Origin of the sequence: Shouchella clausii (assembly GCF_002250115.1) — a bacterium.
Lineage (GTDB): Bacteria > Bacillota > Bacilli > Bacillales > Bacillaceae_D > Shouchella > Shouchella clausii.
Genome location: NZ_CP019985.1, coordinates 644,488 through 668,273 on the forward strand (window position 1 = coordinate 644,488; position 23,786 = coordinate 668,273).

The 23,786-nt window shown below is 45.4% G+C and carries 21 protein-coding genes and 1 pseudogene; 11 read left to right on the forward strand and 11 right to left on the reverse strand.

The genetic code is table 11. The features are described 5' to 3' along the window. Window positions 1–361 precede the first annotated feature (361 nt). A complete protein-coding gene (locus BC8716_RS03125) occupies window positions 362–2,161 on the reverse strand; it encodes a glycosyl hydrolase family 18 protein (RefSeq protein ID WP_094423890.1) in 1,800 nt (599 codons plus the stop codon). Window positions 2,162–2,475: 314 nt separating this feature from the next. On the opposite strand from BC8716_RS03125, the gene BC8716_RS03130 reads away from it, so the two are divergent. Next, window positions 2,476–3,222 (forward strand): GntR family transcriptional regulator, encoded by a 747-nt coding sequence (locus BC8716_RS03130; RefSeq protein WP_169715991.1) that lies wholly within the window; start codon window positions 2,476–2,478, stop codon window positions 3,220–3,222. On the opposite strand, the gene chbG is transcribed toward BC8716_RS03130, so the two are convergent. Further along, window positions 3,219–3,950: a chitin disaccharide deacetylase gene (gene chbG, locus BC8716_RS03135; protein WP_094423892.1), complete on the reverse strand. Its 732-nt coding sequence runs from the start codon at window positions 3,948–3,950 to the stop codon at window positions 3,219–3,221. The two genes, BC8716_RS03130 and chbG, sit on opposite strands and share 4 nt — an antisense overlap. A gap of 174 nt (window positions 3,951–4,124) precedes the next feature. On the opposite strand from chbG, the gene BC8716_RS03140 reads away from it, so the two are divergent. Genes BC8716_RS03140 through BC8716_RS03155 form a run of 4 tightly spaced genes read left to right on the forward strand, consistent with a single transcriptional unit; the run spans window position 4,125 to window position 7,368 of the window. Beyond that, window positions 4,125–5,453 (forward strand): 6-phospho-beta-glucosidase, encoded by a 1,329-nt coding sequence (locus BC8716_RS03140; RefSeq protein ID WP_094423893.1) that lies wholly within the window; start codon window positions 4,125–4,127, stop codon window positions 5,451–5,453. Further along, window positions 5,450–6,763, forward strand: coding sequence for a PTS cellobiose transporter subunit IIC (gene celB, locus BC8716_RS03145; RefSeq protein ID WP_176471728.1), 1,314 nt, complete (start codon window positions 5,450–5,452; stop codon window positions 6,761–6,763). Before BC8716_RS03140 ends, celB begins: the two co-directional genes overlap by 4 nt. Then, a complete protein-coding gene (locus BC8716_RS03150; protein ID WP_094423894.1) occupies window positions 6,738–7,070 on the forward strand; it encodes a PTS sugar transporter subunit IIA in 333 nt (110 codons plus the stop codon). The genes celB and BC8716_RS03150 overlap by 26 nt, the downstream gene beginning before the upstream one ends. A gap of 1 nt (window position 7,071) precedes the next feature. Next, window positions 7,072–7,368, forward strand: coding sequence for a PTS sugar transporter subunit IIB (locus tag BC8716_RS03155; RefSeq protein ID WP_094423895.1), 297 nt, complete (start codon window positions 7,072–7,074; stop codon window positions 7,366–7,368). Between the two features lie 152 nt (window positions 7,369–7,520). Here the strand turns inward: BC8716_RS03155 and BC8716_RS03160 are convergent, their stop codons facing one another. Next, the gene (locus tag BC8716_RS03160) at window positions 7,521–8,234 is read right to left on the reverse strand and encodes an NAD-dependent deacylase (protein ID WP_094423896.1); all 714 of its coding nucleotides are present in this window, start codon (window positions 8,232–8,234) and stop codon (window positions 7,521–7,523) included. Window positions 8,235–8,323: 89 nt separating this feature from the next. Then, window positions 8,324–8,890 (reverse strand): STM3941 family protein, encoded by a 567-nt coding sequence (locus BC8716_RS03165; protein ID WP_094423897.1) that lies wholly within the window; start codon window positions 8,888–8,890, stop codon window positions 8,324–8,326. A gap of 265 nt (window positions 8,891–9,155) precedes the next feature. Here BC8716_RS03165 and BC8716_RS03170 point away from each other — a divergent pair, with 265 nt between their 5' ends. Next, window positions 9,156–10,118: an arsenic resistance protein gene (locus tag BC8716_RS03170; protein ID WP_094423898.1), complete on the forward strand. Its 963-nt coding sequence runs from the start codon at window positions 9,156–9,158 to the stop codon at window positions 10,116–10,118. 252 nt (window positions 10,119–10,370) lie between these two features. Here the strand turns inward: BC8716_RS03170 and BC8716_RS03175 are convergent. Beyond that, window positions 10,371–11,556, reverse strand: a pseudogene (locus tag BC8716_RS03175) (MFS transporter). A gap of 444 nt (window positions 11,557–12,000) precedes the next feature. Here BC8716_RS03175 and BC8716_RS03180 point away from each other — a divergent pair. Then, window positions 12,001–12,591: a TetR/AcrR family transcriptional regulator gene (locus tag BC8716_RS03180; protein ID WP_062748267.1), complete on the forward strand. Its 591-nt coding sequence runs from the start codon at window positions 12,001–12,003 to the stop codon at window positions 12,589–12,591. A 216-nt stretch (window positions 12,592–12,807) separates the two neighbouring features. Continuing rightward, window positions 12,808–13,392: a non-oxidative hydroxyarylic acid decarboxylases subunit B gene (locus BC8716_RS03185; protein WP_094423899.1), complete on the forward strand. Its 585-nt coding sequence runs from the start codon at window positions 12,808–12,810 to the stop codon at window positions 13,390–13,392. A gap of 60 nt (window positions 13,393–13,452) precedes the next feature. Here the strand turns inward: BC8716_RS03185 and BC8716_RS03190 are convergent, their stop codons facing one another. The 6 genes from BC8716_RS03190 to BC8716_RS03215 all read right to left on the reverse strand — a co-directional run bounded on the left by BC8716_RS03190 (window position 13,453) and on the right by BC8716_RS03215 (window position 20,494). After that, complete coding sequence (locus BC8716_RS03190) at window positions 13,453–14,298, reverse strand: SDR family oxidoreductase (RefSeq protein WP_094423900.1); 846 nt, start codon at window positions 14,296–14,298, stop codon at window positions 13,453–13,455. Beyond that, complete coding sequence (gene uxuA, locus BC8716_RS03195) at window positions 14,298–15,374, reverse strand: mannonate dehydratase (RefSeq protein WP_094423901.1); 1,077 nt, start codon at window positions 15,372–15,374, stop codon at window positions 14,298–14,300. Before uxuA ends, BC8716_RS03190 begins: the two co-directional genes overlap by 1 nt. Next, the gene (locus BC8716_RS03200; protein ID WP_094429153.1) at window positions 15,371–16,408 is read right to left on the reverse strand and encodes a zinc-binding alcohol dehydrogenase family protein; all 1,038 of its coding nucleotides are present in this window, start codon (window positions 16,406–16,408) and stop codon (window positions 15,371–15,373) included. The genes uxuA and BC8716_RS03200 overlap by 4 nt, the downstream gene beginning before the upstream one ends. A 545-nt stretch (window positions 16,409–16,953) precedes the next feature. Then, window positions 16,954–18,456 carry an FAD-dependent tricarballylate dehydrogenase TcuA gene (gene tcuA, locus BC8716_RS03205; protein ID WP_094423902.1) on the reverse strand — a complete coding sequence of 501 codons (1,503 nt, stop codon included), beginning with the start codon at window positions 18,454–18,456 and terminating at the stop codon, window positions 16,954–16,956. Window positions 18,457–18,458: 2 nt separating this feature from the next. After that, window positions 18,459–19,532, reverse strand: coding sequence for an isocitrate/isopropylmalate dehydrogenase family protein (locus BC8716_RS03210; protein ID WP_094423903.1), 1,074 nt, complete (start codon window positions 19,530–19,532; stop codon window positions 18,459–18,461). Window positions 19,533–19,624: 92 nt separating this feature from the next. Next, the gene (locus BC8716_RS03215) at window positions 19,625–20,494 is read right to left on the reverse strand and encodes a LysR family transcriptional regulator (protein WP_094423904.1); all 870 of its coding nucleotides are present in this window, start codon (window positions 20,492–20,494) and stop codon (window positions 19,625–19,627) included. Between the two features lie 143 nt (window positions 20,495–20,637). Between BC8716_RS03215 and BC8716_RS03220 the strand changes: the two genes are divergently transcribed. The 3 genes from BC8716_RS03220 to BC8716_RS03230 all read left to right on the forward strand — a co-directional run bounded on the left by BC8716_RS03220 (window position 20,638) and on the right by BC8716_RS03230 (window position 23,767). Then, a complete protein-coding gene (locus BC8716_RS03220) occupies window positions 20,638–21,762 on the forward strand; it encodes a Bug family tripartite tricarboxylate transporter substrate binding protein (RefSeq protein WP_094423905.1) in 1,125 nt (374 codons plus the stop codon). 77 nt (window positions 21,763–21,839) lie between these two features. Next, window positions 21,840–23,330: a tripartite tricarboxylate transporter permease gene (locus BC8716_RS03225; RefSeq protein WP_094423906.1), complete on the forward strand. Its 1,491-nt coding sequence runs from the start codon at window positions 21,840–21,842 to the stop codon at window positions 23,328–23,330. Beyond that, on the forward strand, window positions 23,327–23,767 hold the full coding sequence (locus tag BC8716_RS03230; protein ID WP_094423907.1) for a tripartite tricarboxylate transporter TctB family protein: 441 nt from the start codon (window positions 23,327–23,329) through the stop codon (window positions 23,765–23,767). Before BC8716_RS03225 ends, BC8716_RS03230 begins: the two co-directional genes overlap by 4 nt. Window positions 23,768–23,786 lie beyond the last annotated feature (19 nt).

A 23,786-nucleotide genomic window follows, 5' to 3' on the forward strand; every position in this document is an offset into this window, starting at 1 on the left:
TGTTTATATCAAATGTAAAAAAACAAAAACACTCCGATTAGTTAATAAAAGAGAAATATCTACTAGTCTAAAAACAAAAAATAAATTATGATTTTTATATGGAGTGGTCTTTTACGGAGAATGGAATAATTCTAAGTCTCATTTCATCCATTACCGACCTTAAATGTAGCTACTACTCTACTAATAATATTATATTGCCACAAACAAGAGCAGAAGGTCTTCCAGATTTCGCTTGGCGGATCATTCATCCCCTCCCTATTCAGGAAGGGGACTTCTTTTGGAAGGCTATTAATAACGATTCCGCGTTTTCAACTAAGTAGTTCCGCTTTTCAACAAACACACGCCAATGTTTCAACCAAGACTATTCACACTCTCCAAGCAACTTCCATACGCCCCATTCTCCTGTTGTTCCTGGTTCTTCTCCTGTCGTCCACCATTTCGCCTCATATAAATGTCCTTTATGCTGGACTTGGTCTCCGCCTGTGTAGACGGCTGTCTGTTCCCAGTTAGGAGCTGCACACGCCTCACCGCCATTTTTCGCTTTCGTTGTGACGTTTAAAGCTTGTCCGGTGTGCCTGCTGCCATCTTCATACTCAGCAGAAACAGTAAATGTATACGCCGTGCTTGGTTGCAGGTTGGTAATCGATAGAGACGTTTCGTCTGTCACTTGTTCTTCTGTGCCGTATTGAACGATATACCGTGTCGCTGCTTCGCTTGACGGTTCCCACGAAAGAGTGATGGATGTGGATGTAACGTCCACGGCGCGAATATCGCGAGGCGCCAATGAAGGTTCTTCAGGGTTTTGCCCTTTTCCCGGCTCAAAATCCAGTTGCTCCGCTAATGCTGTAAGGAGTGTTCCATTTCGGTCACCGCTCACCTCCCAAAACATCGAACCTGCCAGATTGTTGGCTTTAATAAAATCGGTCTTATGCTGGAAGGATTCTGCATCATCGTACGTAATAAAGGTACCGTTTGCCGCATTGTACAAGAAAGGAACTTTCGCAACATCGTTCCAATAGCGTTGATAGCCATTTTTATTTACATAATTGTCTTCAAGGTCTGAGAAGTCAAATACACCATTTTCCCACGTTCCTTCTTGAGGAGGAGAGCAGTGTTGGTACTCGCCGTGATTTGCTTCTTCGCAATTCATCCAGCCTCTCCCATAAAAAGGCATTCCTAATACAAGTTTATTTGCTGGTACCCCTGCATGCAAATGACCGTCGACAGCGCTTTCAACATTAAATTGCTCAGGCGTCGGAAGCTCTGAATCGGCTGCCGCTGGATCAAAGTAGAGCGGAGCGTTGTGGCCGCTCGTATTTTGCCAACCACCGTTAAAATCATAGGTCATAATGTTGATCCAATCGACCACTTCGGCAATTTCGGCTAGCTTGTTATTTTCTACATATTCAGAACTGGCTCCTGAGGCAATTGTCACTAAGTACTCTTTTCCGTCCTCTTGGCCCGCCTCATTTAATTTGTTGCGTACTTCTTGCAAAAGCAGAACATGGTTCTCCTTATCTTCAGGGCGGCGGCTATTGCCTGGAAGCCCTCCACTTACTGGATATTCCCAATCAATATCGACGCCGTCAAACCCATATTGGCGGATGAAATCAACTGCCGAATTTGCAAAGTTTTCTCGTGTTTCCTTTGTTGCTGCGACGTCAGAAAAACGGTTCGACCATGACCATCCGCCGACAGAGATCAACGTTTTTAAATGGGGATGTTCTTCTTTCAGTTTTTGCAACTGCTTAAAATTCCCCCGTAGCGGCTCGTCCCAAGTATCGCCTGGATTGGACTTTTGTGCATCGATCCAAGGGTCGCCCATAACAATTGACCCGTTCGGTACATCGATGACGCCATTTTCATCTTGACATGACCAAGTTTGCGGATTTGGACTAGCAGGGTCTGGATTGCCATGTCTACCATCCCAACAAATGTTGGCAAATGCGTAATTAATATGACTTACTTTCGAAGCATCGATCTCCCAAACTTGAAAATCTCGTCCATAGGCGCTCCAAGATGGATAGTAAGCGACAATTTTGTAAGGGTCGTCCTCTGACTTTGTTGCAGCATTTACAGATTGTCCGCCTCCACCCGATACAAGTAGCAAGAAAACAACAAACAGAGGTGTGAGCAGTTCCCCCAATCGTTTCCATTCCATTCGTACTCCCCCCAGTCCATTTATTAAGTAGCATCAACCATAAGTTGTTACTACTAATTCGATCATAAAGGTAATAACAATAACAATCAACGTCATTATTATAATTTTCGAAAAATAGTTCTTTCTATCTATATTGGACTTATAAATTCATTGGTTTTGCTAGTTACACCCAATCCTTTTTCTATTTCATTACTTGATTTTTAGCTGTTACTACCTTTTAAACATCCGTAAATACATATTCGTTAGAAAATGTTATAATGACTGTTGATAAAACGTCTTAGCCGTACCCACTGAAAGGAGTAACAACATTGAACGTGAATAAAAAAGGCACTGACCAGTCGCTCCATGCTTACGTTAAACAAGAGTTAGTTACCGCCATCCAACAAGGAGTTTATCCCGTTAAATCCCAGCTGCCAACTGAGGCAGAACTGTGCAAGATGTATGATGTTAGCCGAACGACGATCCGAAATGCACTACAGCAACTTGTCATCGATGGGTATGTAGAACGTATCCAAGGGCGAGGCACCTTTGTCGCCAGCAGAAGGGTCAAGCAAACGTTATCTGCAACGCAAGGGAATTATCGGGAGCAATTGCAATTGCAAGGAAAAAAACCAAAAATACAAGTGATCGATTTGAAAGTCGTTCCTTCTGATGAGTTCTTGTCTGCCATGCTTGAAATCGAAGAAAATGAGCCTGTCCACCGCCTTGAACGAATCCGTTATGCAGACGACGCCCCCTTACAATACGAAATCGCTTATTTGCCTTGGCGCAAGACGACTTGGCTAACGAAAGAAGGGGGAGAACACTCACTCTATCAACTACTGCAAAGCCAGCCGGATCTCTCGCTTCACCAGACAAAAGAACATTTGCATATCGCCCTCGCAGATGAAGAAGTAGCCGCAAAGCTAGGGATTTCAGTTGGCGACCCTTGCATTCAAATTGAAACACACGCTTATTTAGCCGACGAGTCTAAAATCGAATATTCAATCGCTTATTTCCATGGAGAAAAAGCTAGTTTTACGATTGAACGAAATTATCAAAAACCGACCAAGACTTGTTAAGTCTGAGTCGGTTCGTTTTTTCCAAGCAAGTGTCCTACCGTTTGTTTCACTTGTGTCAAAATCCTAAGCTCCCGGGCACGGTCGTCAACATAGGAAGAATATTTCCTTAACGTTTCATCTATGTATGCTGGGTGGCACATCACTTCAATGGTCCCATCATACCCTTTGTATTGTTGGGATAGTTCAGCAAAATAGGCCTCGTTTACGCCTTCTTTATAAAAGTTTGTATCGAGTAGATCAGACCAGAAGCGAATGCCAGCAGGTGCTTGTTTAAAGCCAGTCCTTACAGGCAGGTCATACGTTTGTGCAAGGTGCTTGATCACTGGGATGACAGGCTCCCACGTATGGATGTGGTGGTGGCTGTCAAGGTGCGAAGGCGTGATCCCTTTTGTATAGAATTGTTGAATTTGTGCGTTCCACTCTTTCTCCACTTCCTCCACGTTGATCTCATGTGTTGCTCGCCGAAATTGACTAGTAAGACGAAACTCGCCTTGTTGGTTGATTAATGTAGGGCAGTCCGACGTTAAGGGAACGCCGCAAGTCAAAGTTAAATGAACACCCACTTGCAAATCGGGATAATGCTCCATTAGTTGGAAGGCATGGTCTGTTGCAGGCATGTTTGTAAGCATAGTCGTTGATGTGACGATTCCTAGTTCATGGGCGTCCACAATCCCGTAATTGACACCACGGGATAGTCCAAAATCATCTGCATTTACAATCAGCTTCACGGTATGATCCTCCTCTTACTCTTTTTTTCTTCTCTATTATATCACAAAGTTGTAATTACGTATAAAAACAACCACTTGAATAAGTAGTTACAAATTTAAGTTGATTAGTAATTACAAATGTGATATATATGGTTTAGAGGAAGCGCTTTCTCTGTGATCAAGGGAGGAGAAAACATGTCACTTAAAGTCGTTATCATCGGTGGTGGGTCGAGTTATACCCCTGAAATTATTGAAGGATTTATTGATCGGTATGAACGAGTGCCCGTTAGCGAAATCGTTCTTGTCGATATTGATGCCGGCGCTAGAAAATTAGCGATTGTCGAAGCGTTATCAAAACGAATGATCGAGAAATCAGGCTATCCCATCCACGTGCGCAGCTCATTTAACCGGCAGCACGCTTTAGAAAATGCTGACTTTGTTACGACGCAAATACGAGTAGGCGGGTTGGAAGCAAGAGAAAAGGACGAGCGAATTCCATTAGAGCATGGGCTAGTCGGCCAGGAAACGAATGGAGCAGGCGGCGTATTTAAAGCGTTTCGCACCATTCCCGTTTTGCTTGAGATTGCCAATGACATTCATAAGATTTGCCCGCAAGCGTGGATGATTAATTTTACCAACCCAGCAGGCATCGTGACGGAGGCGTTGCTCCACCATAGCCTCCATAAAAAAGTAATTGGCGTATGCAACATTCCATTCAATATGAAAACAGGAATTGCGGAAATGTTCTCCTGCCCTGTGGAACAAGTGGAGATCGAGTTTATCGGGATGAATCATTTTGTCTTTGGAAAGCGTGTTTTTATTCGTGGCGAAGACCGCACCAATGAAGCATTAGCAAAACTCACAGCGGACAATGTCCATTACTCTCCTGCCAACATTGTCTCTCTTGGATGGTCTAAGGCGTTTGTTACGGCAATACAGCTGCTTCCAAACCCGTATCACATGTATTATTTCCAAAAGGAGGAGGTGCTGAAAAGGGATCTTGCTGCCTTTAGGGAACATGGGACGAGGGCGCAAATCGTCAAACAAGTTGAAAAGTCGCTTTTCCACACGTATGAAAATCCAGCATTGTCAGAAAAGCCAAAAGAACTGGAACAGCGCGGCGGGGCTTATTACAGCGAAGCAGCGTGCAACTTAGTAGAAAGTCTTCATACCAATAAACAAGATATTCAAACAGTGAACACACGTAATAATGGAAGTATCCGAGATTTGCCTGATGATGCAGTCGTTGAAATCAATGCTGTCATTACGAAAGAAGGCCCTAGGCCTCTTGCTGTTGGAAACATCCCTCTACAAGTCAAAGGAATCATTTCGCAAATGAAAGCGTTCGAACAGCTTGTCGTTAAAGCTGCATTGTCCGGCGATTATTACGATGCGTACAATGCGCTTGTTATGAACCCACTCGTTGCCGATGAGAAAAAAGCCAAGGCCATTTTAGACAAACTGCTTGAAGCCCATAAAGACCACTTACCACAATTTTATCGTAAAGGAGTTGTTAGCCAATGAATCCAGTGATGCAGTGGATGGAGAAACATTTTATTCCGATTGCGGGACGGATCGGTTCACAACGTCACTTAGTTGCGATTCGCGACGGTTTTGTCGCGATCATGCCGTTAATCATTATTGGCTCATTCGCTGTCTTGATTAACAATTTGCCTATCGCGTTTTTCCAAAACTTTATGGCCGACCTATTCGGCGAAAGCTGGACAACGCTTGGCGGCAACATCTGGGATGGGTCGTTTGCGATCCTTTCATTGCTTGTCGTGGCAGGAATTAGTTACAATTTAGCTAAGTCTTATGATGTGGATGCTCTGTCTGCTGCACTTCTTGCTGTTGGCTGCTATATCATTTTGACGCCAACGACGGATGATTGGGGACTATCATTCGCTTGGACGGGAGCGCAAGGTCTGTTTGTCGGTGTATTGACGGCAGTTATTGTAACGGAGCTTTTCCGGCTTTTGTATCACTCGAAATTTACCATTAACATGCCTGAAGGCGTCCCGACTGGCGTTGTCAAATCTTTCCGCGCCCTTATCCCTGCCGCTGTCACTCTCATTCTTGTCTCCAGCCTGCAAATGTTGATCACGGCGTTGACAGACGGCAGCATTCACGAACTCGTCTTTGAGGTCATTCAACAACCATTGCAAGCATTAGGAAATACGCTACCTGCCGCATTTATCATTACCTTTTTGAATCAGTTGCTTTGGTTTTTCGGTTTGCACGGCACAAACATCTTAGGACCAGTCATCGATTCGATCTACCTTCCTTTGCTCGAAGAGAACATTCGTTTATTTGCAGAAGGCACTAGTGCAGCCGATGTCCCTTACATTGTTACGAAACCATTTTTAGACGCCTATGTATTCATGGGCGGCTCAGGTACGACACTTGCCTTAATTGCCGCCATCTTTCTTGTAAGCGCGTCCAAACATTATCGAACGATTGGGAAATTATCAGCACCAGCCGGGGTGTTTAATATTAACGAGCCCGTGCTATTCGGCTTGCCTGTCGTGCTAAATCCCTTGATGCTCATCCCATTTTTAACGGTTCCCGTACTTTTAACACTCACATCCTATCTCGCTATTGCCAGCGGACTTGTGCCAAGGACTGTTGCCCTTGTCCCTTGGACGACGCCGCCCTTCATTAGCGGCTATTTGGTGACAGGAGGATCATTTGCTGGCGTCGTGCTCCAGCTTTTTAACATCACTCTTGCGACCATTTTTTATATTCCATTTATAAAAGCGGCGATGAGAGCCGAACAGAAGAATTTTGATGACAAAGGAGATACTGGCGATGACGACACAACAAAAGCCTCTTGAGGAAATTTCGTTTCAAATCATCCTTCATTCAGGAAACGCCCGTTCATTTGCGATGGAGGGAGTCCAGCTAGCGAAAAAAGGAAAATTTGCAGAAGCGCGCGAACGTCTCGAACAAGCAGACAACGAATTCTACCAAGCCCACCATGCACAAACGAGTTTGCTGCAAGGTGAAGCTAGAGGCGATCAAGTTGCCCCTTCCCTTTTGTTAATCCACGCCCAAGACCATTTAATGACATCAATGACAACGAAAGAGCTTTGCTTGGAAATTATTGAACTACACAAAAAATTTGCTAAGGAGCGTCGTTAATATGAATATTTTACTCGTTTGCTCTGCTGGGATGTCTACAAGCATGCTTGTTGATAGAATGAAAAAAGCAGCTGAAGAATTAGAAGTACACGCAACGATTACAGCAACGGCTGAAGCAGGGTTGGCTAATGAGCTTGACACGACAAACGTCATTTTAATTGGACCGCAAGTACGCTATTTGGAAAACAAAATTACAAAAAAAGCAGAACCCTATGGCATTAAAGTCGCCGTTATCGATTCAATTGCCTATGGGACGATGGATGGAAAAAAAGTTTTGCAACAAGCATTGGCTTTATGAACGTTGCCGACAAAATCATTGAGGGCGTTTGTCAACATGACGCAAAATCGAGTAAAGTCTAAATAGCACAGAGAAAGGAACATTTAGCTAAAGTCTGGCTTGCCACGCACAATGGTGGCAAGTTTTATGTTCTCCCTGTTAGGAACTGGCGTTTACTTTTGCAAAGCTTGGTTGGTTTCTACTAAAAAGGAACCAATCGGCTTTTCGTTTACCACATAATCGGCGATTGTGTCCAACGGGGTAGGATCGCGGTTTACAATGATGAGCTTTGCCCCGTGTTCTTTCGCCATTCTTGGAAAAAGATTAGCTGGTGATACAACTAGCGACGAACCTAGCACGATGAAAACATCTGCCTCTATCGAATGCTGCTCCGCTAAGGCAAGTACGTTTGAATCGAGCGGTTCTCCAAATAAGACAACAGACGGACGAATAAACCCGCCGCAGGAACAGTTTGGTTGGTTGTTCATGTAGCGGTCAACGTCGTAGTGTTGACCGCATTGAATGCAGTATAGCTTTTGAATCGATCCATGGAGTGGGAGTACCGTCTGGTTTACTGCTCGTTCGTGCAGTCCATCTGTATTTTGGGTAATGATCGCGGTGACCGGGAGCTGCTGTTCCCATGAGGCCAATACATCGTAGCCTTTATGGGGTTGTACATGCTGAAGCTGCTCCATACGCAGCCGGTAAAAGTCAATAAAGGCTTGGCGATTATTGGCCATTGCTTGTAAACTCGCCAACGCCTCTGGCTTATTCCCTTTCCACAAACCTCGGCTCGAGCGAAAATCAGGGACACCGCTTTCTGTACTCATGCCTGCTCCGGTGAAGACAACCATTCTCTGCGCTTCTCGTAACCATGTTGTGAGCAAGTGACCACCTCCATACTGAGAAAGTTCATTCTCCTCAAATGCGTTGCCCTAACCTTCCCTTCTACCATTTAGAAAGGCGAATGTGGTTGTCAAACACTGGCTTTTTGTTTTTCCATGAATTGCTCCATGTATGTAATAACTTGCTCTAAAGGAACCGAAATCCCTTGGGCTGGAATGTTGATTGGCGCTTCAAATCCTTGATTCATACGCATTGCCATTTGTTTAAACCCTTTTTGTTTGGCTAACACACGATCTATGTCTTTCGGAACAATGCCGAGAAAATGTTGCCCTAATACAGAGTAAATGAAGTACCGATCTACTTCCTCCCAGCGAATAAGCCCGGCCCCGGCCGCCGATGCATTGTCTACAATCCCTTCTTGGTTAATATGCAACGAAGGCTTTGGCTTCACTACTCGGTATAAAAGATAGACAAAGCAAAGACCAAAAAAGACGATGCCTACTGGCGCAATAATTGGAAAAAGCGTTGCAAAGATTCCCGCGCTCCCCGTACTTCCTTGTAACAAACTTTCCTGGTTCAGTGCCAAAACAACCGTCAACGCCGTAAACAGAAAGGCAAGTGTACATAACAAGGCCAATTTAAACGGATTTGGATAAATAATGACTTGATTTTCTTCGACTATTACTTTCTTAGACATGCTCAACTTCCCCTTTTCTGAAAAATCAAATCGCGCGAACAAGTGATATTGACAAAAGATCATTACTTATTCGCCATTTGCTTCATTCCTTGACACGGAAAGTAAGAATTCGGCTATTTTCATTTTATCCCATTGTTTACCAACATGGAAGAGCTTCATTGGGAACGACAGGGCAGCGTTCGTTTTCCTAACAGCGACATAGACTGAGCGAACTTTTGATGATAAGATGACAGCGAACAACGCGTATAAAAGGAGCACACGTTAAGTGGATCGATTGGAAAAATACCAGACTGTCATTTTGTTTATTGCGGTCATTGTTGGCGTCTGCCTTGGCCAGATTGCCCCGATTGCCACAAGCGCAGAAATGCTTATTCTTCCGTTCTTGCTGTTAATGTTATATGGTCTATTTTTAAACATTCCGTTAAAACAAATAAAGCAATCGTTCCAACACAAGCGCTTTTTTTGGGCAAGCCTCCTTCTTAATTTTGTCTGGACGCCACTTCTCGCTTGGGGGCTTGGAGCCGTCTTTCTCAAAGAACATCCAGCTTTATGGCTCGGTTTTATTTTATTAATGGTTACGCCTTGCACTGACTGGTATCTCGTTTTTACAGCCATGGCTAAAGGAAATGTTCCACTAGCTGCTTCCTTACTGCCTGTAAACTTGCTTTTGCAATTGCTGCTTTTGCCGCTCTATTTGCTTCTTTTTGGCGGAACTACAGAGCTGCCTTCCCTTCAGTCAGCTGCCCAAAGCGCAATGGGCGTCTTGGTGATTCCGTTTGCATTGGCTTATGGGACAAGGGGGATATTAAAAAAACGAAAACGATTTTTAGAACAAAAACTTGTACCGTTCTTTTCTTCCGCACAGCTGCTCTTTCTGGCATTGGCGGTTATGGCATTGTTTGCTTCGCAAAGCCAGAGTCTATTTCAGCACGCTACGCACTTATTGAGCTTGCTGCTGCCGATTTTTCTTTTCTTTGTAATTAACTTCTGCATAGCCCTAGCAACTGGAAAATGGTTTTCATTCTCTTATAAGGACACAGCTAGCCTACAGCTCACTGTTCTGGCCCGCAATTCGCCACTTGCTCTAGCTGTAGTAGTTGCCGCTTTTCCTGGTGAACCTTTCATTGCTCTTGCCCTTGTCATTGGCCCTTTGCTTGAGTTACCAATCCTCGCGCTCGTAGCCTATGCGTTGTTGTATATAAAGAAGCGGACCCATGTTTTCGTCTAAGCACAGCTCTTACGTTCGTATTCTAAAACAAAAAGTCTCGCCCCCTGCTGTTTTTCCCACGTGCCAAAGCCTATCGGCTTTTTATCGAATCGATAGGCTTTGTTTTTTATTTGGTTGGCATTGATTCTAGACCGACAAGCGTTAACCAGTTTGCAGCGCCTTTTCGACCAAAAACACTATGTGCCGTTGACCAATATACCAATCCGTCCCATGCCGCCAAGAAATATCGGTCCAACGGAAACCATATATGCATCACTGCAGTTTTTTATCCGCTGACTGCGCCGCCGAATACCGTAGCCCCATGCTGAACAAAACAAACACGGCAATGATGGCGAATAAGTACGCCGAGTACCCCGAACCAAGTAATGGATGCCAAAGAAATACGGTTAACGATCAGCCCACCCATTCCTGCGCCAACAGCCATGGAAAGCTGCATCATGGAACTGTTCAAGCTCAACATTACTCCTGAGGATTCAGGAACAAGCGAGACCAGGTTAAATTGCTGCGCAGGTGCGGATGACCAGGCGGCAAAAGACCAGAGGATCAAAATTGCAAATACGGCGATGACCGATTGCCCGACTAAGGCTAGCAAAATCAACGAAATGACGTGAAGCACCATCCCTGAAATAAGCGTGAATTTGATGCCACGTTTATCCGTGCTGTAGCCACCGACTTTTGAACCAATTAAACTGGCAATGCCGAACACGAACAGAGCTGCACTTATCAATGATTCATTTATATGAGTCACCTCTAGCAGAAAAGGGGTGATGTAAGTATAGGCGAGGGAATATCCTCCCAACCAGAAGAACGTAATCGCTAAAGCTACCAGAACCTGAGGTTTTTTTAACAAAGCAAATTGGTTGATTAGTGGAACAGGTTTGTCGCCCTGCATACGTGGAAAAACTGCAGCTATGACAAGCATGGAGATGGCCCCGACAATTGCGATGACCAAAAATATCGCTTTCCAGCCAAAAGCCGAGGCTACCATTCTGCCGAGCGGGACGCCGATGATGAGCGATGCGGTAATGCCCATCGTGACGTTAGCGATGGCGCTGGCCTGCTTGCCGGACGGAGCGATTTTGGCGGCGATGCTGAGCGCGTTAACGGTGACTACCTCGGCGCCTATTGCCGTAATGATTCTCGCGGCAATGAAAAGACCGAAGCCGGACAATATATATGTCAGCAGATTTGCGGCAATAAAGAGACCTAGCGAATAAAGAAGGAGCTTGCGCCGGTCCATCTTGGCCGTCAGCGCCATCAATATAGGTGTAACGACCGCATAGGCCAGGGAATAAACCGTAATAAGCTGGCCTGCTGTCGCAACGCTTGTTCCCAACGTCTCTGCGATCCGGTCTAATATCCCAGAAATGACGTAATTGGATGTTCCAACTAAAAAGCTAATCAAGGCTAGAACGTACACTTTCCATGCGCTCTTCATCATTCACTCTCCTGATGTGTTTTAAAGAACTATTTTTTAAAAACAATCTTTACATATTGTTATTCCTTAAGCATTTTGTTAAAGAAAGGGACATCATCGACTGCCAGCCTCACCGTCGGATGACCGGACTTCGCCGCCTTTTGCGCGGGCAACAAACATGAGTGGCACCGATACTAGCACGTTATGACTCTCCAATCTTCGAGTACCACAATGACAGCCGAAGCCTCAACCTCTTTTGATTTGTGAAACCGACATGTTTCTCTCCTCCTTTTGGAAAAGAAGCATTCTAAATTCGTATCTATGCAACATTTGTTGTTTGAACAACATTCGTTGTATTCATATGTTATAATTCCAACCAGATGGTGAGCAATCATCAATAGCCATGAACCGTTGTATAAACAACACCCTTTCTATAATGTCGTTTTATTGGGGGAGATTTTAACCATGACAACTAAAAAGAATGAAGCTGATCCTCGTGTGATACGTACACGGCGACTTCTTCAAGACGCTTTTGCTTCATTAATTCAAGAAAAAGATTTTGAATCGATAACCGTTAAAGATATAGCAGAGCGGGCTACTGTTAACAGAGCAACGTTTTATGCGCACTTCATAGATAAATTCGAAATTCTTGAGGCTAGACTAATGGAATCATTTATGACAATCATAAATCGTAGAATATGCGGTCACGAAGTATTAAATGAAGAAACCATTCAGAGCATCTTTCTGGGTGTATGCGATTTTCACAAGGATCTAAGCGCTATGTGCAAAAGAAGGAATGCATCGCTCGGAGCTGTATTTGAAACTCAAATAAAGGAAAAAATTCAAACGATACTTCTTTCCTTTATAGACAAAGACAAGATGCTATCAAGTTCAAACGCGCAATTCTTAATCAATACAGCTTCTATTATGTTAAGTTGGGGGATGTATGGATTGGCTTACGTTTGGAACAAGGAGGGGCGTCAAATAAGTGCGGAATCATTCGTTAAACAAAGTATGCCCTTAGTAATGAACGGAGCCAAAGAACTGCTGGAATAGGTCCTGTCGCTATTGCTGTGGAAGAAACAAGATGCATACAAAAAAGACCCACTCCCACGCGAAGTGATACGCTCCCACCATCTAATTTATAAACGCAGCTATAGTATGATGGATTGGCTGCTACCTCTTTCTTGTTTAGCTAAAATCGATCATACTGAAATAGAAACGAAGAACACATATACTTGCATGAGAGATTGATGAAGCGGAGTGGTCTGAATGAAACTGATTATAGGAATGACAGGGGCTACAGGGGCCATTTTTGGCATCCGTTTGCTCCAGCAACTACAAAAAACAGAAGTGGAGTCCCATTTGGTGATGTCGCCATGGGCTGCTGCTACGATCCAAGCTGAAACGCCTTTTACCGTAAAAGATGTTGAACGGCTTGCCGATTATACGTATTCGCCTAAAGATTTAGGCGCAGCGATTTCAAGCGGCTCTTTTCAAATCGATGGCATGATGATCGCCCCGTGCAGCATGAAGACGCTCGCTTCAATCCGGACAGGCCTCGCAGACAACCTGGTTACACGGGCCGCTGATGTCATGTTAAAAGAGCGTAAACCGCTATTATTAATGACACGGGAAACGCCACTTAATGATATACATTTAGAAAACATGCTGGCTTTGTCGCGAATGGGGGCTCATATCGTCCCGCCAATGCCCGCTTTTTATAACCAGCCGCAAACGATTGATGATCTTGTTGACCATATCGTTTACCGCACCCTTGACCAATTCGGCATTCACTTGCCTGATGCAAAACGCTGGCAAGGATTAAAAGCAGAGCGCCGCGATCCTGGTTTTTAGGTGAACTATATGTAAAAGGAGCTGACACTGGGTGTCAGCTCCTTTTTTATAGTCATACCCTTAAACGCCTGAATACGCCATAAATCCTCCATCAACGGGGATCGTAACGCCTGTCACAAACCGCGAAGCGTCTTCATCGGCAAGCCACAAAAGTGTTCCAAGCAAATCTTCAGGTTTGCCGAAACGGCGCTGTGGTGTGTGGGCAATGATTTTTTCGGCCCGCTCCGTTAGCGAACCGTCTGGCTTTGTTAATAAAGCGCGGTTTTGCTCAGTTAGAAAGAAGCCAGGGGCGATGGAATTGGCCCGAATGCCTGAGTCAGCAAAATGAACGGCGAGCCACTGAGTAAAATTGTTAATGCCCGCTTTTGCAGCGCTATAGGCTGGAACTTTCGTCATCGGTGATGGAGCAGACATGGATGAAATATTGATTACCGAACCGCCGCGTCCGAGCATTTGTTTGACAAAGGCTTGTGTCGGAATGACGGTGCCTTGCAAATTTAACCGAAATACGGAATCAAAACCATTCGGCGCCAAATCAAAAAACGATTTTGCCGACTCGTTTTCCAAATCGCCTTCCTCATAAGTTTCCTTGTCAGTAATGGCGTCTGGATGGTTTCCACCAGCACCATTTATAAGCAAATCACAAGGGCCAAACTCTTCCTTGACCGTAGAGGCCGCTTGTTGGACCTGCTCTTCATTAAGCACATCACAAGCTAGCGCTATCGCCTTCCCGCCTTGTTCCCTAATTTCCTGGGCAACTGCCTCGCCTTTTTCTTTCGTCCGATTTAGAATCGCGACTTTCATGCCATGTATGGCAAGTTCTTTTGCCATTGCCCGGCAAAGAATGCCGCTTCCGCCAGTCACAACAGCGACTTTCCCCTTTAATGACTCATGCCCAACTGCCATTACGATTGCCTCCTTTTTGCTTCAAGCTCATATGCATCCCAAAGTCCCCACAAATGCATGATGCCAAGAGCACGGTCGTAGAGGCCATAGCCAGGACGGCATTTTTCATCCCAAATATGGCGGCCGTGGTCAGGGCGCGCGTAGCCAGTATAGCCATTTTCGTGGTAGGCCTTAACGACATCGGCAATATGAACAGAACCGTCTTGTGAACGATGAGATGTCTCGATAAAATCCCCATTATCATAGACTTTGACATTGCGGATATGAGCAAATGGAATTCGGTCGTGGAAACGGCGAATCATCTTCGGAATATCGTTTTCTGGGTTTGCACCGAGTGAACCGCTGCATAGCGTAATGCCATGGGCTGGGCTGTTTGACAATTGCAAAAAGCGCTCAACGGCGGCCTCACTTGTTATGATGCGCGGCAAGCCAAAAACAGACCATGGCGGATCGTCAGGGTGGATCGCCATTTGAATGCCATGTTCCTCGGCAACTGGAAGTACTTGCTCTAAGAAATACTGCAAATGCTCCCATAGATCTTCTTCTGTCACATTCTCGTAAGCTTTGAGCAATTTTTCAATATGAGCCAAACGCTCTGGCTCCCAGCCAGGCATGGTAAAGGCCGCGTTGCTTGTCGTTTGTCGTACCAATTCGTGGGGGTCCATGCTGTCCACTTTTGCTTTTTCATAGAAAAGAGCAGTAGATCCGTCTTCCATTTCTTTAAACAAATCTGTGCGTGTCCAATCAAACACAGGCATAAAGTTGTAACAAATCACCTTCGCACCGACCTTGGCGACATTACGAATGCTTTCTTTATAATTCTCAATGTATGCATCACGCGTCGGCAAGCCTAGTTTAATATCTTCGTGGACATTAATGCTTTCAACCACGTCTAAATGAAACCCATAACGGTCGGCCTGTTCCTTTACTTTCATGATGTCTTCCAAAGGCCATACTTCGCCAGCCATTTTATCGTGCAACGCCCAAACAAGCCCTTCTACTCCAGGGATTTGTTTGATTTGCTCCAGTGTTACGCTGTCGTTGTTTTCTCCGTACCACCTAAATGTCATTCTCACTTGCTCTCATCCTCTCTATCAAAGATTAACACTGCTTTACGGACATTAGCAGGCTCCTTTTCAAGCAACTCGATTGCCTTTTTCACCTCATCAAAATCAAAACGATGGGATATAATCGAGGCTGGGTCAACCTTTTGTTCATTCACTTGCCTAATAACGCCGGGAAATTGGTTTGTTTGCAGCCTTGAGCCTGCTACAGTCAATTCTTTTTTCGTTAACAATAAAGACGGAATGCTCGACGGCGTTTCATTAAAGCCTAATGTCACTACCGTTCCAGCAACAGAAGCAAGCCTAACTGCTTCAGCAAATGTTGTATTCGTACCAACTGCATCAATGACAACATTCGCGAGTTCGCCATCGGTTTTCTCAAACAGGACTGTTTCCGGCTCTTCATGAGGCAAATGAATTGTAAAATCAGCGCCTACCTGTTTGGCATAATCGAGCCGGTTGGCTTGTAAATCAGAAATGAAAACCGTTGCGCCTTTTTGCTTCGCCATGATTAAACAAGCGATGCCTGTTGGTCCTGCGCCCATGATAAAAACAGTATCTCCAGGCTCAATGTTGCCACGATATGCAGCTTGGGCGCCGATTGTCATTGGCTCGACAAGAGCAGCTGCTTCAAAAGGCAAATTCCCTTTTACTTTGTGCCAGTTAGCTTCAGGAGCTACCATCCATTCACGCATCCCACCATCACGGTGTACGCCAAACACTTCCAACTTTGCGCAAACATTCGGGCGACCTTTTTTGCAAGCGTAGCATACGCCGCATGATGAAATGGGCTCAAGCGCTACACGGTCGCCAGGACGAAGGTCATGGACGCCGCTCCCCACTTCTTCAACAATGCCTCCGACTTCATGGCCGATAATGCGCGGGTAGACAGTAAACGGATTACTGCCATGGTAAATGTGCATGTCTGAACCACATATCCCTACAGCTTGCACTTTGACAAGTACATCCGTGTCATTTTCAAGCTCTGGCTTTTTTACTTCAACTATGTGAATGTCCCCTGGCTTTCTAACTTCAATTGCTCGCAAATGCGCCACTTCCTTTTCCGTTAGTCTGACGTCTTTTTTGAATCCGCTTACAGGATAGGCTTTGAAAATATCAAGTATGATGATAACAATGGAGCCTGCGCTCAAAGTTAAATATGATTCTACCATACTACCATACAAGTGTGGCAGTCAAGAAATTTGCTCATTCATGAGGCTAGAAGTCATGCCAAATTGGTTTTTCCGAAAACGCATCAAAAGCAATTGACTAAGATCAGATCTGCGCCATTACGCCCTTTCACTGCGATAACCTCCGAAAACAGCCTGCGCGAACAAGCCCACCCATCGTTGACTTGACTGGGGCAACATTTGTTTATGTCACACAGCTTGTTTATAGGGTCTCGTTCATTCCCTTCGAGACTACCTTTTGTATAGGTTGAAATAGGCGTTTTCCTTGTCGCACTTATCGGGAGAAGCTTTAATAAGTGGGGAAACGGTAATGGCTATCTCTTTGATTCGCCTTTAGTTTGCGAGAGAAAACAAAGACTAGGGACTCGCGTCTCCTAGCCTTGTTTTTGTCATAAGAATAATCATGATTTAGAGGATAACGGTTTTGTTCTGTTGCAGAAGGCAGCTGCTTGTTCGCCAGCAAGCCGCCCAAACACAGCGCCTGCCATTAAACCAGAACCACCAGGATAGTTATGGTAAAACAGCCCGCCAACCATTTCTCCGGCTGCAAACAAGCCAGCAATTGGGCGCTTATCATCGCCGAGAATTTCGCTTTCTGGGCTGACGTGTATGCCGCCAAACGTAAATGTAATGCCGCATGTTACCGGAAATGCATAAAACGGCGCTTTTTCAAAAGTTAGCGCCCAGTTTGATTTAGGCGGACACACTCCTTTTGTACATTTGCCGTCTTTTATCGCTGGATTGTACGGCCCCGGTTGGACTGCCTGGTTATAGGCACGGATCGTATTTACTAACGACTCAGGACAGACGCCCATTTTCTCTGCTAATTCCTCCACGCTTCCTGCTTTGTAACAGGTTGCTTCTGGCAGGTGGTATTCCTTGCGGAGGTTAGCGCTCACTTGTGAATCGAATAATTGAAATGCTTTTTGCTCAGGCTGCTTCAATGTTTCCTTTCCATATTTTGCATACGTGTAATTGCGAAAATCGGCTCCTTCATCTACAAACCGTTCTCCTTTTACATTTACAATCAACCCTAGCGGATAAGATGATTTTTTATAAATGTCCCCTGGCTTGTTAAAATCGCCTGTTTTTGGGGCATGATAATCGGTCGTATGGGCGTGGCAGCCATCCCATTGTCCATATCGGACGGCCCCAGCTTTTAGAGCGAGCGTTAACCCTTCGCCTGTGTTAAAGGCTGTGCCACGGACGACTGCTTTTTCCCATTCATTCCCTAGGTGGGTCTTGCGCATGTTGGCATTGGCTTCAAATCCTCCGCAGGCGAAAATGACGGCATTGGCTGTGATTTCAACAGGTTCTCCCGCTATTTCAACAATTATCTTTTTTGATTGGCCTTCTTGTTTTAACGCTGTTGTCTTTGCGTTGTACTTGATGTCGATGCCAAGTGCTTCGGCACGTTGAAACAAAGCTTGGACCAGCCCCACTCCTTTGTTTTTTGTCTTCAACGGAAGCCCTCCCCAAAAATGGCGCTTCCCGTCTTTCTCATAATATTGGTTCTCATTCACTGCAAATTGCACGCCTTGCTTCATCATCCATTGAATCGTATCAAAAGAGCGTGACACGAGCTGGTTCGCTAACTTTCGATCTGTCTGCCCCTCCGTCAAGCGCAGCAGGTCGGCCATAAACGCTTCTTCTCCATAGTCAGGCATGCTGATTTGCTCGACTTGCTCCTCATCCAAGTCCGGGAGAACGGCCCGCAAATCTTGAAAGCTACCATACGCACAACGAATTGCTCCGTCGGTAAAATACGAATTTCCGCCTCTCTTGTTCTTTGGCGCCCGTTCCAACATACATACGCTGGCCCCTTGCTCTTTTGCAGCAATCGCTGCACAAAGGGCGGCATTTCCTGCCCCTAACACAACCACGTCGACGTCTGTTTTTCTCATGATCATTCCGCCTCCTCGATCTTCTCGCAAACAACATCTGTAAATTGCTGCGTGCTTGCTGTTCCGCCTAGATCCTTGGTACATACTCCACTTGCCAACGTGTCGGCAATCCCTTGGTTGATCCGTCTCTCGACAGTGCTGCATGATTGGCTTTTATGTTTTTTGCCAATCCAACCTAATAACATCGCACTGGAACGAATCATTCCAATCGGATTGGCCATACCTAGGCCAGCAATATCGGGGGCTGAGCCGTGTGCCGCTTGTGCCATTGCTTTGCTTTCACTTGCATTGATCGAGCCGGCGAGCCCTAAGCTTCCAACAAGCTCTCCAGTAAGATCCGATAAAATATCGCCGAACATATTTTCTGCAACAATGACATCAAACTCATCGGCGCGCCTAACCAAATGGGCACACATGGCATCAATGTGATAATCATCAACAGACACATCTGGATAGTGGTGGCCTACCTCTTTGCAGACGTTTAAAAACAAACCAGATCCTAAGGAAATCACATTCGCCTTATGGACAATTGACACTTTTTTCCGGCGTTCCCTGGCAGCACAAAACGCGGCATGGGCAATCCGTTCAATCGCTTTGCGCGTAAACACACCGGCTGTTACAGCAATGTCTGCTGTTACCATCCATTCGCCGATTCCTTTATACATATTGCGGTCAACATAAAACCCTTCTGTATTTTCTCTGTATATGACCAAATCTGCGCGTTCCACCACTCCTTTTATATATGGCTCTGACTTAGCTGGCCTAATGTTGGCATACAAATCGAAACGGTGCCGCAATTCACCGCTTGGATTGCGTACGTTTTGTAGCTGTTTTGGATACGACTGTGAATCATGGGGGCCCATCAGCCACCCATCGAGTTTGTCGAGTGCTCGTATCGTCTCCTCTGGCATGCTTAAACCTGTCTGTTTGATTGCGTCCAGCCCCATTGGCAACACATGCCAGCCAATAGCCAAACCTGATTTCGCGGCGGCAGCGCTTGCAATTTTCACGGAAGCGCTTACGATTTCATAGCCGATTCCATCTCCATATAATACGCCTAGCTCTAATTGCCCCATGGCACCCTCCTTAACGTGGAATTACCTTTAGCCTACTAGGAAAATATTATAGAGGGAAATATTGATTTTCTTTGACATTCGATAAAAATTTTTTATGATTGCTCTTGTTGCCACTGGCAGATGTAATCGATAAAATGCCTAACCACTGCCAGCTTTGCTGCCTCCCTGCTCGCTAATAACCATGTCCGACGCAAAAGTGGGGACCTGTCCAAATAGTAGAGTGGCTCTATGTAAAGCTGGTCTTTTTCTGAAAGGGAGATTCCCGGCACAATCGCGTATCCAAGCCCGTGTTTGACCATTTCCTTGCATGTTTCAAATCGGTCTAAATCCATTTCCGTGTACGGCGGCTCCTCAAATCGGTCGTTCCACCAATGCTGAATCGTATCTTTAAGCGAACTGTCTGTCCGGTAACTTAAATACGGCTTCTCAGGCAATGTGCCCAGTTCGAGCTTTTCCTTCGAAATGAGCGCCAGCTGTTCTTCTCCAAGTAGATGCTTTTCTCCTGGCCATGTAAAGTCACTGCGCAAAATACCAACATGGACGGAAGCGCTTTGCAAATGTTCTAATACTTGCGTACTCCATCCTGTCCGGACTTGGAAACGAACATTGGGATAGTGGCTTGAAAACCCTTTGAGCACTTTTGGCAGTAAGTATTGGGCATAATTGCTTGATGCGCCAATGCGAAGCGTTCCGCTTACATGCTTTTGCATGTGCAGCAACTGGTCTTTTGTTTGTTGGATTTTCTCTAGCATTTCATTCGCGCATTCAGCAAGATATTCTCCTTCTGCCGTAAACCCGATCCCCTTTTTCGTTTTGAAAAACAGCTCCACTTGAAATTCCTGCTCCATTCGCTTTAATCGGTAACTCAAGGATGGCTGTGAAACAAATAGCTTTTCTGCCGTCTTGGTTAAATTTTTGTATTTATACAGCGCATTAATTAATTCCCAATCTTTTTGGTCCATTATGGGCCCCCCTTGCCGTTTTTGTGTGCCTATTATACATGATTATTAAAAATATTTATCGGATTTTATAGAATTCTACTATTTTACTTATGTTTTGCAATCGCTTACAATTCGATTCAAGACATTGCAAACGAGGTGAAAAAATGAGAAAAACGGTTGGGCTCGCAATAGCCTATTCTGTATTATTGTTCGCAGCGGCAGGTTGTAATACGATTCAGGCAAATGACAAGCAGGCGGACAATGAGGGAAGCGAAGGGGCACTCTATGAAAATGAAGTGATCTCGTTTGTTGTCCCTTACCAGGCCGGCGGTGGTTCAGATGTGTTTGCCCGCTTTATGGCCAACTACTTTTCTAAACATATCGAAGGCTCCCCCCGGGTTCAAGTGGAAAATATCCCTGGAGGAGGCAGCATCACAGGGACCAATGAATATGCACTTTCGCGGCAAGCGAATGGACGAAATATTTTAACTACAAGTGCTTCCACCCATATTCCGTATATTCTCCAACAGCCATCTGTCAAGTACGACTTGTCGAAAATGACGCCAATCATTGGCGCTCCTACAGGTGGCGTTGTCTACACTTCTCCCGAAATAGCGGCATTAGGAATGGACGATCTTTCGAAACAGCAAGGGGAGCTTTTCTATGCCGGCATTTCGCCAACTGGGTTGGACCTTGTGACACTATTGTCGTTTGAAGTCCTTGGCCTTGACGTCAAAGCTGTGCTTGGCTATGAAGGCAAGGGGCCAGCCCGTGTCGCCTTTGAACAGGGGGAAAGCAACATTGACTACCAAACAACAACGGCCTATAAACGGAATGTCATTCCTTTAGTCGAAGAAGGCAGCGCTGTCCCCCTTTACAGCCTTGGACAAATGAGTGAAGACGGTGATTTGGTGAGAGATCCCCAGTTCCCGGAGTTGCCCACGATTGAAGAAATCCATTATGACCTATACGGAACTGGACCAACAGGAGACGCGTGGGAAGCCTATAAACAATTTGTAGGCGCATCCTTTACGATGCAAAAAGTCATTTGGATCCATGAAGACGCACCGGAACAGCATCAACAGCTTTTGCACGCATCGATGGAAACACTTATTAAAGACGAACAATTCATGGCTCAGTCAGAGGAAATTTTGGAAAATTATCAGCCTTTAGTTGGTGAGGAGCTGCAAACAAGAATTGATTCGATGTTGACGATGTCCCCTGAGACATTAGAATGGGTTTCCCAATTTCTTTTAGATACCTATGATGTGGACATTACTAAACTTTGATTTAACACCCTTTTCCTTGCTCTATTTATTCAACTTTCTTTTGAAACGACACCATCCATAAAAAGGAGGCGACTGCTATGCTCGAAGCTGCATGGGAAGCATTGCTTATCGTGTTGCACCCATCTAGAATCGGCTTCATGTTTCTTGGCATATTTATTGGTATTTTTGTAGGACTTCTCCCAGGTTTAAGCGGAACGGTAGGCATGTCCTTGCTGCTGCCCTTTGTGTTTGGCCTCGACCCATTTGTCGGCATGGCCTTGCTGATTGGCATGGTTGCTGTTGTCCATACGGGCGATACATTCCCGTCTATCTTGCTTGGCATTCCCGGCACTTCAGGGTCCCAAGCAACGATCATGGACGGTTTTCCTTTAGCCAAACAAGGGCAAGCCTCCCGGGCTATGGGAGCCTCATTCTTTTGTTCCATGGTAGGTGGCGTAATTGGCGGCCTTGCCCTTTATTTAACGATCCCGTTCGCCCGCCCGCTTATCTCTGCTTTTAGTTCGCCAGAGTTATTTATGTTGACGATGCTAGGACTTAGCATGGCTGGGCTGCTTGCTGGCAAATCGCCGATGAAAGGGATTATTTCAGGACTGCTCGGCTTGCTGATTGGCTCAATCGGCAGCGCCCCAGCTGTCGCAGAATACCGCTACACATTTGGATCACTTTATTTATCAAACGGCGTCTCTTTGCCTGTTGTGGCATTAGCGATTTTTGCTTTCCCGATTATGATCACGATGTTGACCAACAAAGGCGCCGTTTCTAATCATGGACCTTTAAAAAGAGGCGTTTTGACAGGGGTTATGGACGCGCTGCGCAACAAATTCCTTGTATTTCGCAGCGCTGTTATCGGTACGTTGATTGGTTTTGTTCCAGGACTTGGAGGCAGTGTTGTTGACTGGATTGCTTATGGCGCTGCCCAAAAAACAGTCAAAGGAAATTCATTTGGAAAAGGCGACATTCGCGGCGTCATTGCTCCGGAGAGCGCCAACAATGCCAAAGAAGGCGGTTCCCTTGTGCCAACGCTTTTATTTGGCATCCCTGGCTCTGGGACGACAGCGATTTTGCTAGGCGGGCTCACCTTAATGGGCTTGGAGGCAGGGCCACGAATGCTTGGCGCCGATTTGCCGGTAACGTTATCGATTGTATGGACGCTCGTTTTTGCCAATATTTTTGGCGCACTGCTGTGCATGCTGCTTATCCGGCCAATCTCCAAGATTAGCATGGTGCCTGGAGAAAAAATTGTCCCGTTTCTCGTCGTCCTGCTTGTACTAGGCGCTTACCAATCGAACTTCTCATGGGGCGATCTCATTGTTTTCGTCGCCATTGGCCTCCTAGGCTACGTGATGACGATTCTAGATTGGCCGCGCCCGCCGCTCTTAATTGGGTTTGTCCTTGCTTTGAGTGCTGAGCGCTATTATTGGATATCGATTGAGCGGTACGGTTGGTCGTGGATGAGCAATCCACTTGTCATTGCCCTTGCTCTATTTATTGTTCTATTGTTGTCAGGCGGGGCGATTATGAAAAAGTTTAGTAAATCCGTTGAGTCAGGAAAAGGGGTCTCCTCATGACAAAAGACTTACTTAATATTGGTTTTACTAGTTTTTTGATGCTTGTTTTTGGATTCGCTGTTTTTGGCGCTTTGCAATTTTCACGGTTGGCACAGTTTTTTCCACTGTATGTTTCGATTGCTGGAACCGTTTGTACAGCGATTTACTTAGTTGTTTTAATTATCCGTTATCGAAAAGAAAACGCATCAAGTTCAAGAGTGGTCGTTTCTATCGCCCGGCCACTACGCTATATGGCGTGGCTTCTTGGCTACATTGCCTTCATTTATCTTGTAGGCATGTTGATTGCCACTTCTCTGTTTCTCGTCGCTTTCTTGATGTTTGAATCGAAAATGCCATTTATCAAGACTGCCCTTTCTGTCGCCATCGTACTGATCGGAATTTCAGCCGCTAGCTCCCTGCTCGGTGTTTACTGGCCGACAAACTTGCTTGGGCTGTAAAAAAGAACAATAACCACTA

Coding starts and splice junctions, on each gene's coding strand:
- BC8716_RS03125 (WP_094423890.1), bottom strand. CDS start 2,161: ATGGAATGGAAACGATTGGGGGAACTGCTCACACCTCTGTTTGTTGTT.
- BC8716_RS03140 (WP_094423893.1), top strand. CDS start 4,125: ATGTCACTTAAAGTCGTTATCATCGGTGGTGGGTCGAGTTATACCCCT.
- celB (WP_176471728.1), top strand. CDS start 5,450: ATGAATCCAGTGATGCAGTGGATGGAGAAACATTTTATTCCGATTGCG.
- BC8716_RS03150 (WP_094423894.1), top strand. CDS start 6,738: ATGACGACACAACAAAAGCCTCTTGAGGAAATTTCGTTTCAAATCATC.
- BC8716_RS03155 (WP_094423895.1), top strand. CDS start 7,072: ATGAATATTTTACTCGTTTGCTCTGCTGGGATGTCTACAAGCATGCTT.
- BC8716_RS03165 (WP_094423897.1), bottom strand. CDS start 8,890: ATGTCTAAGAAAGTAATAGTCGAAGAAAATCAAGTCATTATTTATCCA.
- BC8716_RS03180 (WP_062748267.1), top strand. CDS start 12,001: ATGACAACTAAAAAGAATGAAGCTGATCCTCGTGTGATACGTACACGG.
- BC8716_RS03185 (WP_094423899.1), top strand. CDS start 12,808: ATGAAACTGATTATAGGAATGACAGGGGCTACAGGGGCCATTTTTGGC.
- BC8716_RS03190 (WP_094423900.1), bottom strand. CDS start 14,298: ATGGCAGTTGGGCATGAGTCATTAAAGGGGAAAGTCGCTGTTGTGACT.
- tcuA (WP_094423902.1), bottom strand. CDS start 18,456: ATGAGAAAAACAGACGTCGACGTGGTTGTGTTAGGGGCAGGAAATGCC.
- BC8716_RS03210 (WP_094423903.1), bottom strand. CDS start 19,532: ATGGGGCAATTAGAGCTAGGCGTATTATATGGAGATGGAATCGGCTAT.
- BC8716_RS03215 (WP_094423904.1), bottom strand. CDS start 20,494: ATGGACCAAAAAGATTGGGAATTAATTAATGCGCTGTATAAATACAAA.
- BC8716_RS03220 (WP_094423905.1), top strand. CDS start 20,638: ATGAGAAAAACGGTTGGGCTCGCAATAGCCTATTCTGTATTATTGTTC.
- BC8716_RS03225 (WP_094423906.1), top strand. CDS start 21,840: ATGCTCGAAGCTGCATGGGAAGCATTGCTTATCGTGTTGCACCCATCT.
- BC8716_RS03230 (WP_094423907.1), top strand. CDS start 23,327: ATGACAAAAGACTTACTTAATATTGGTTTTACTAGTTTTTTGATGCTT.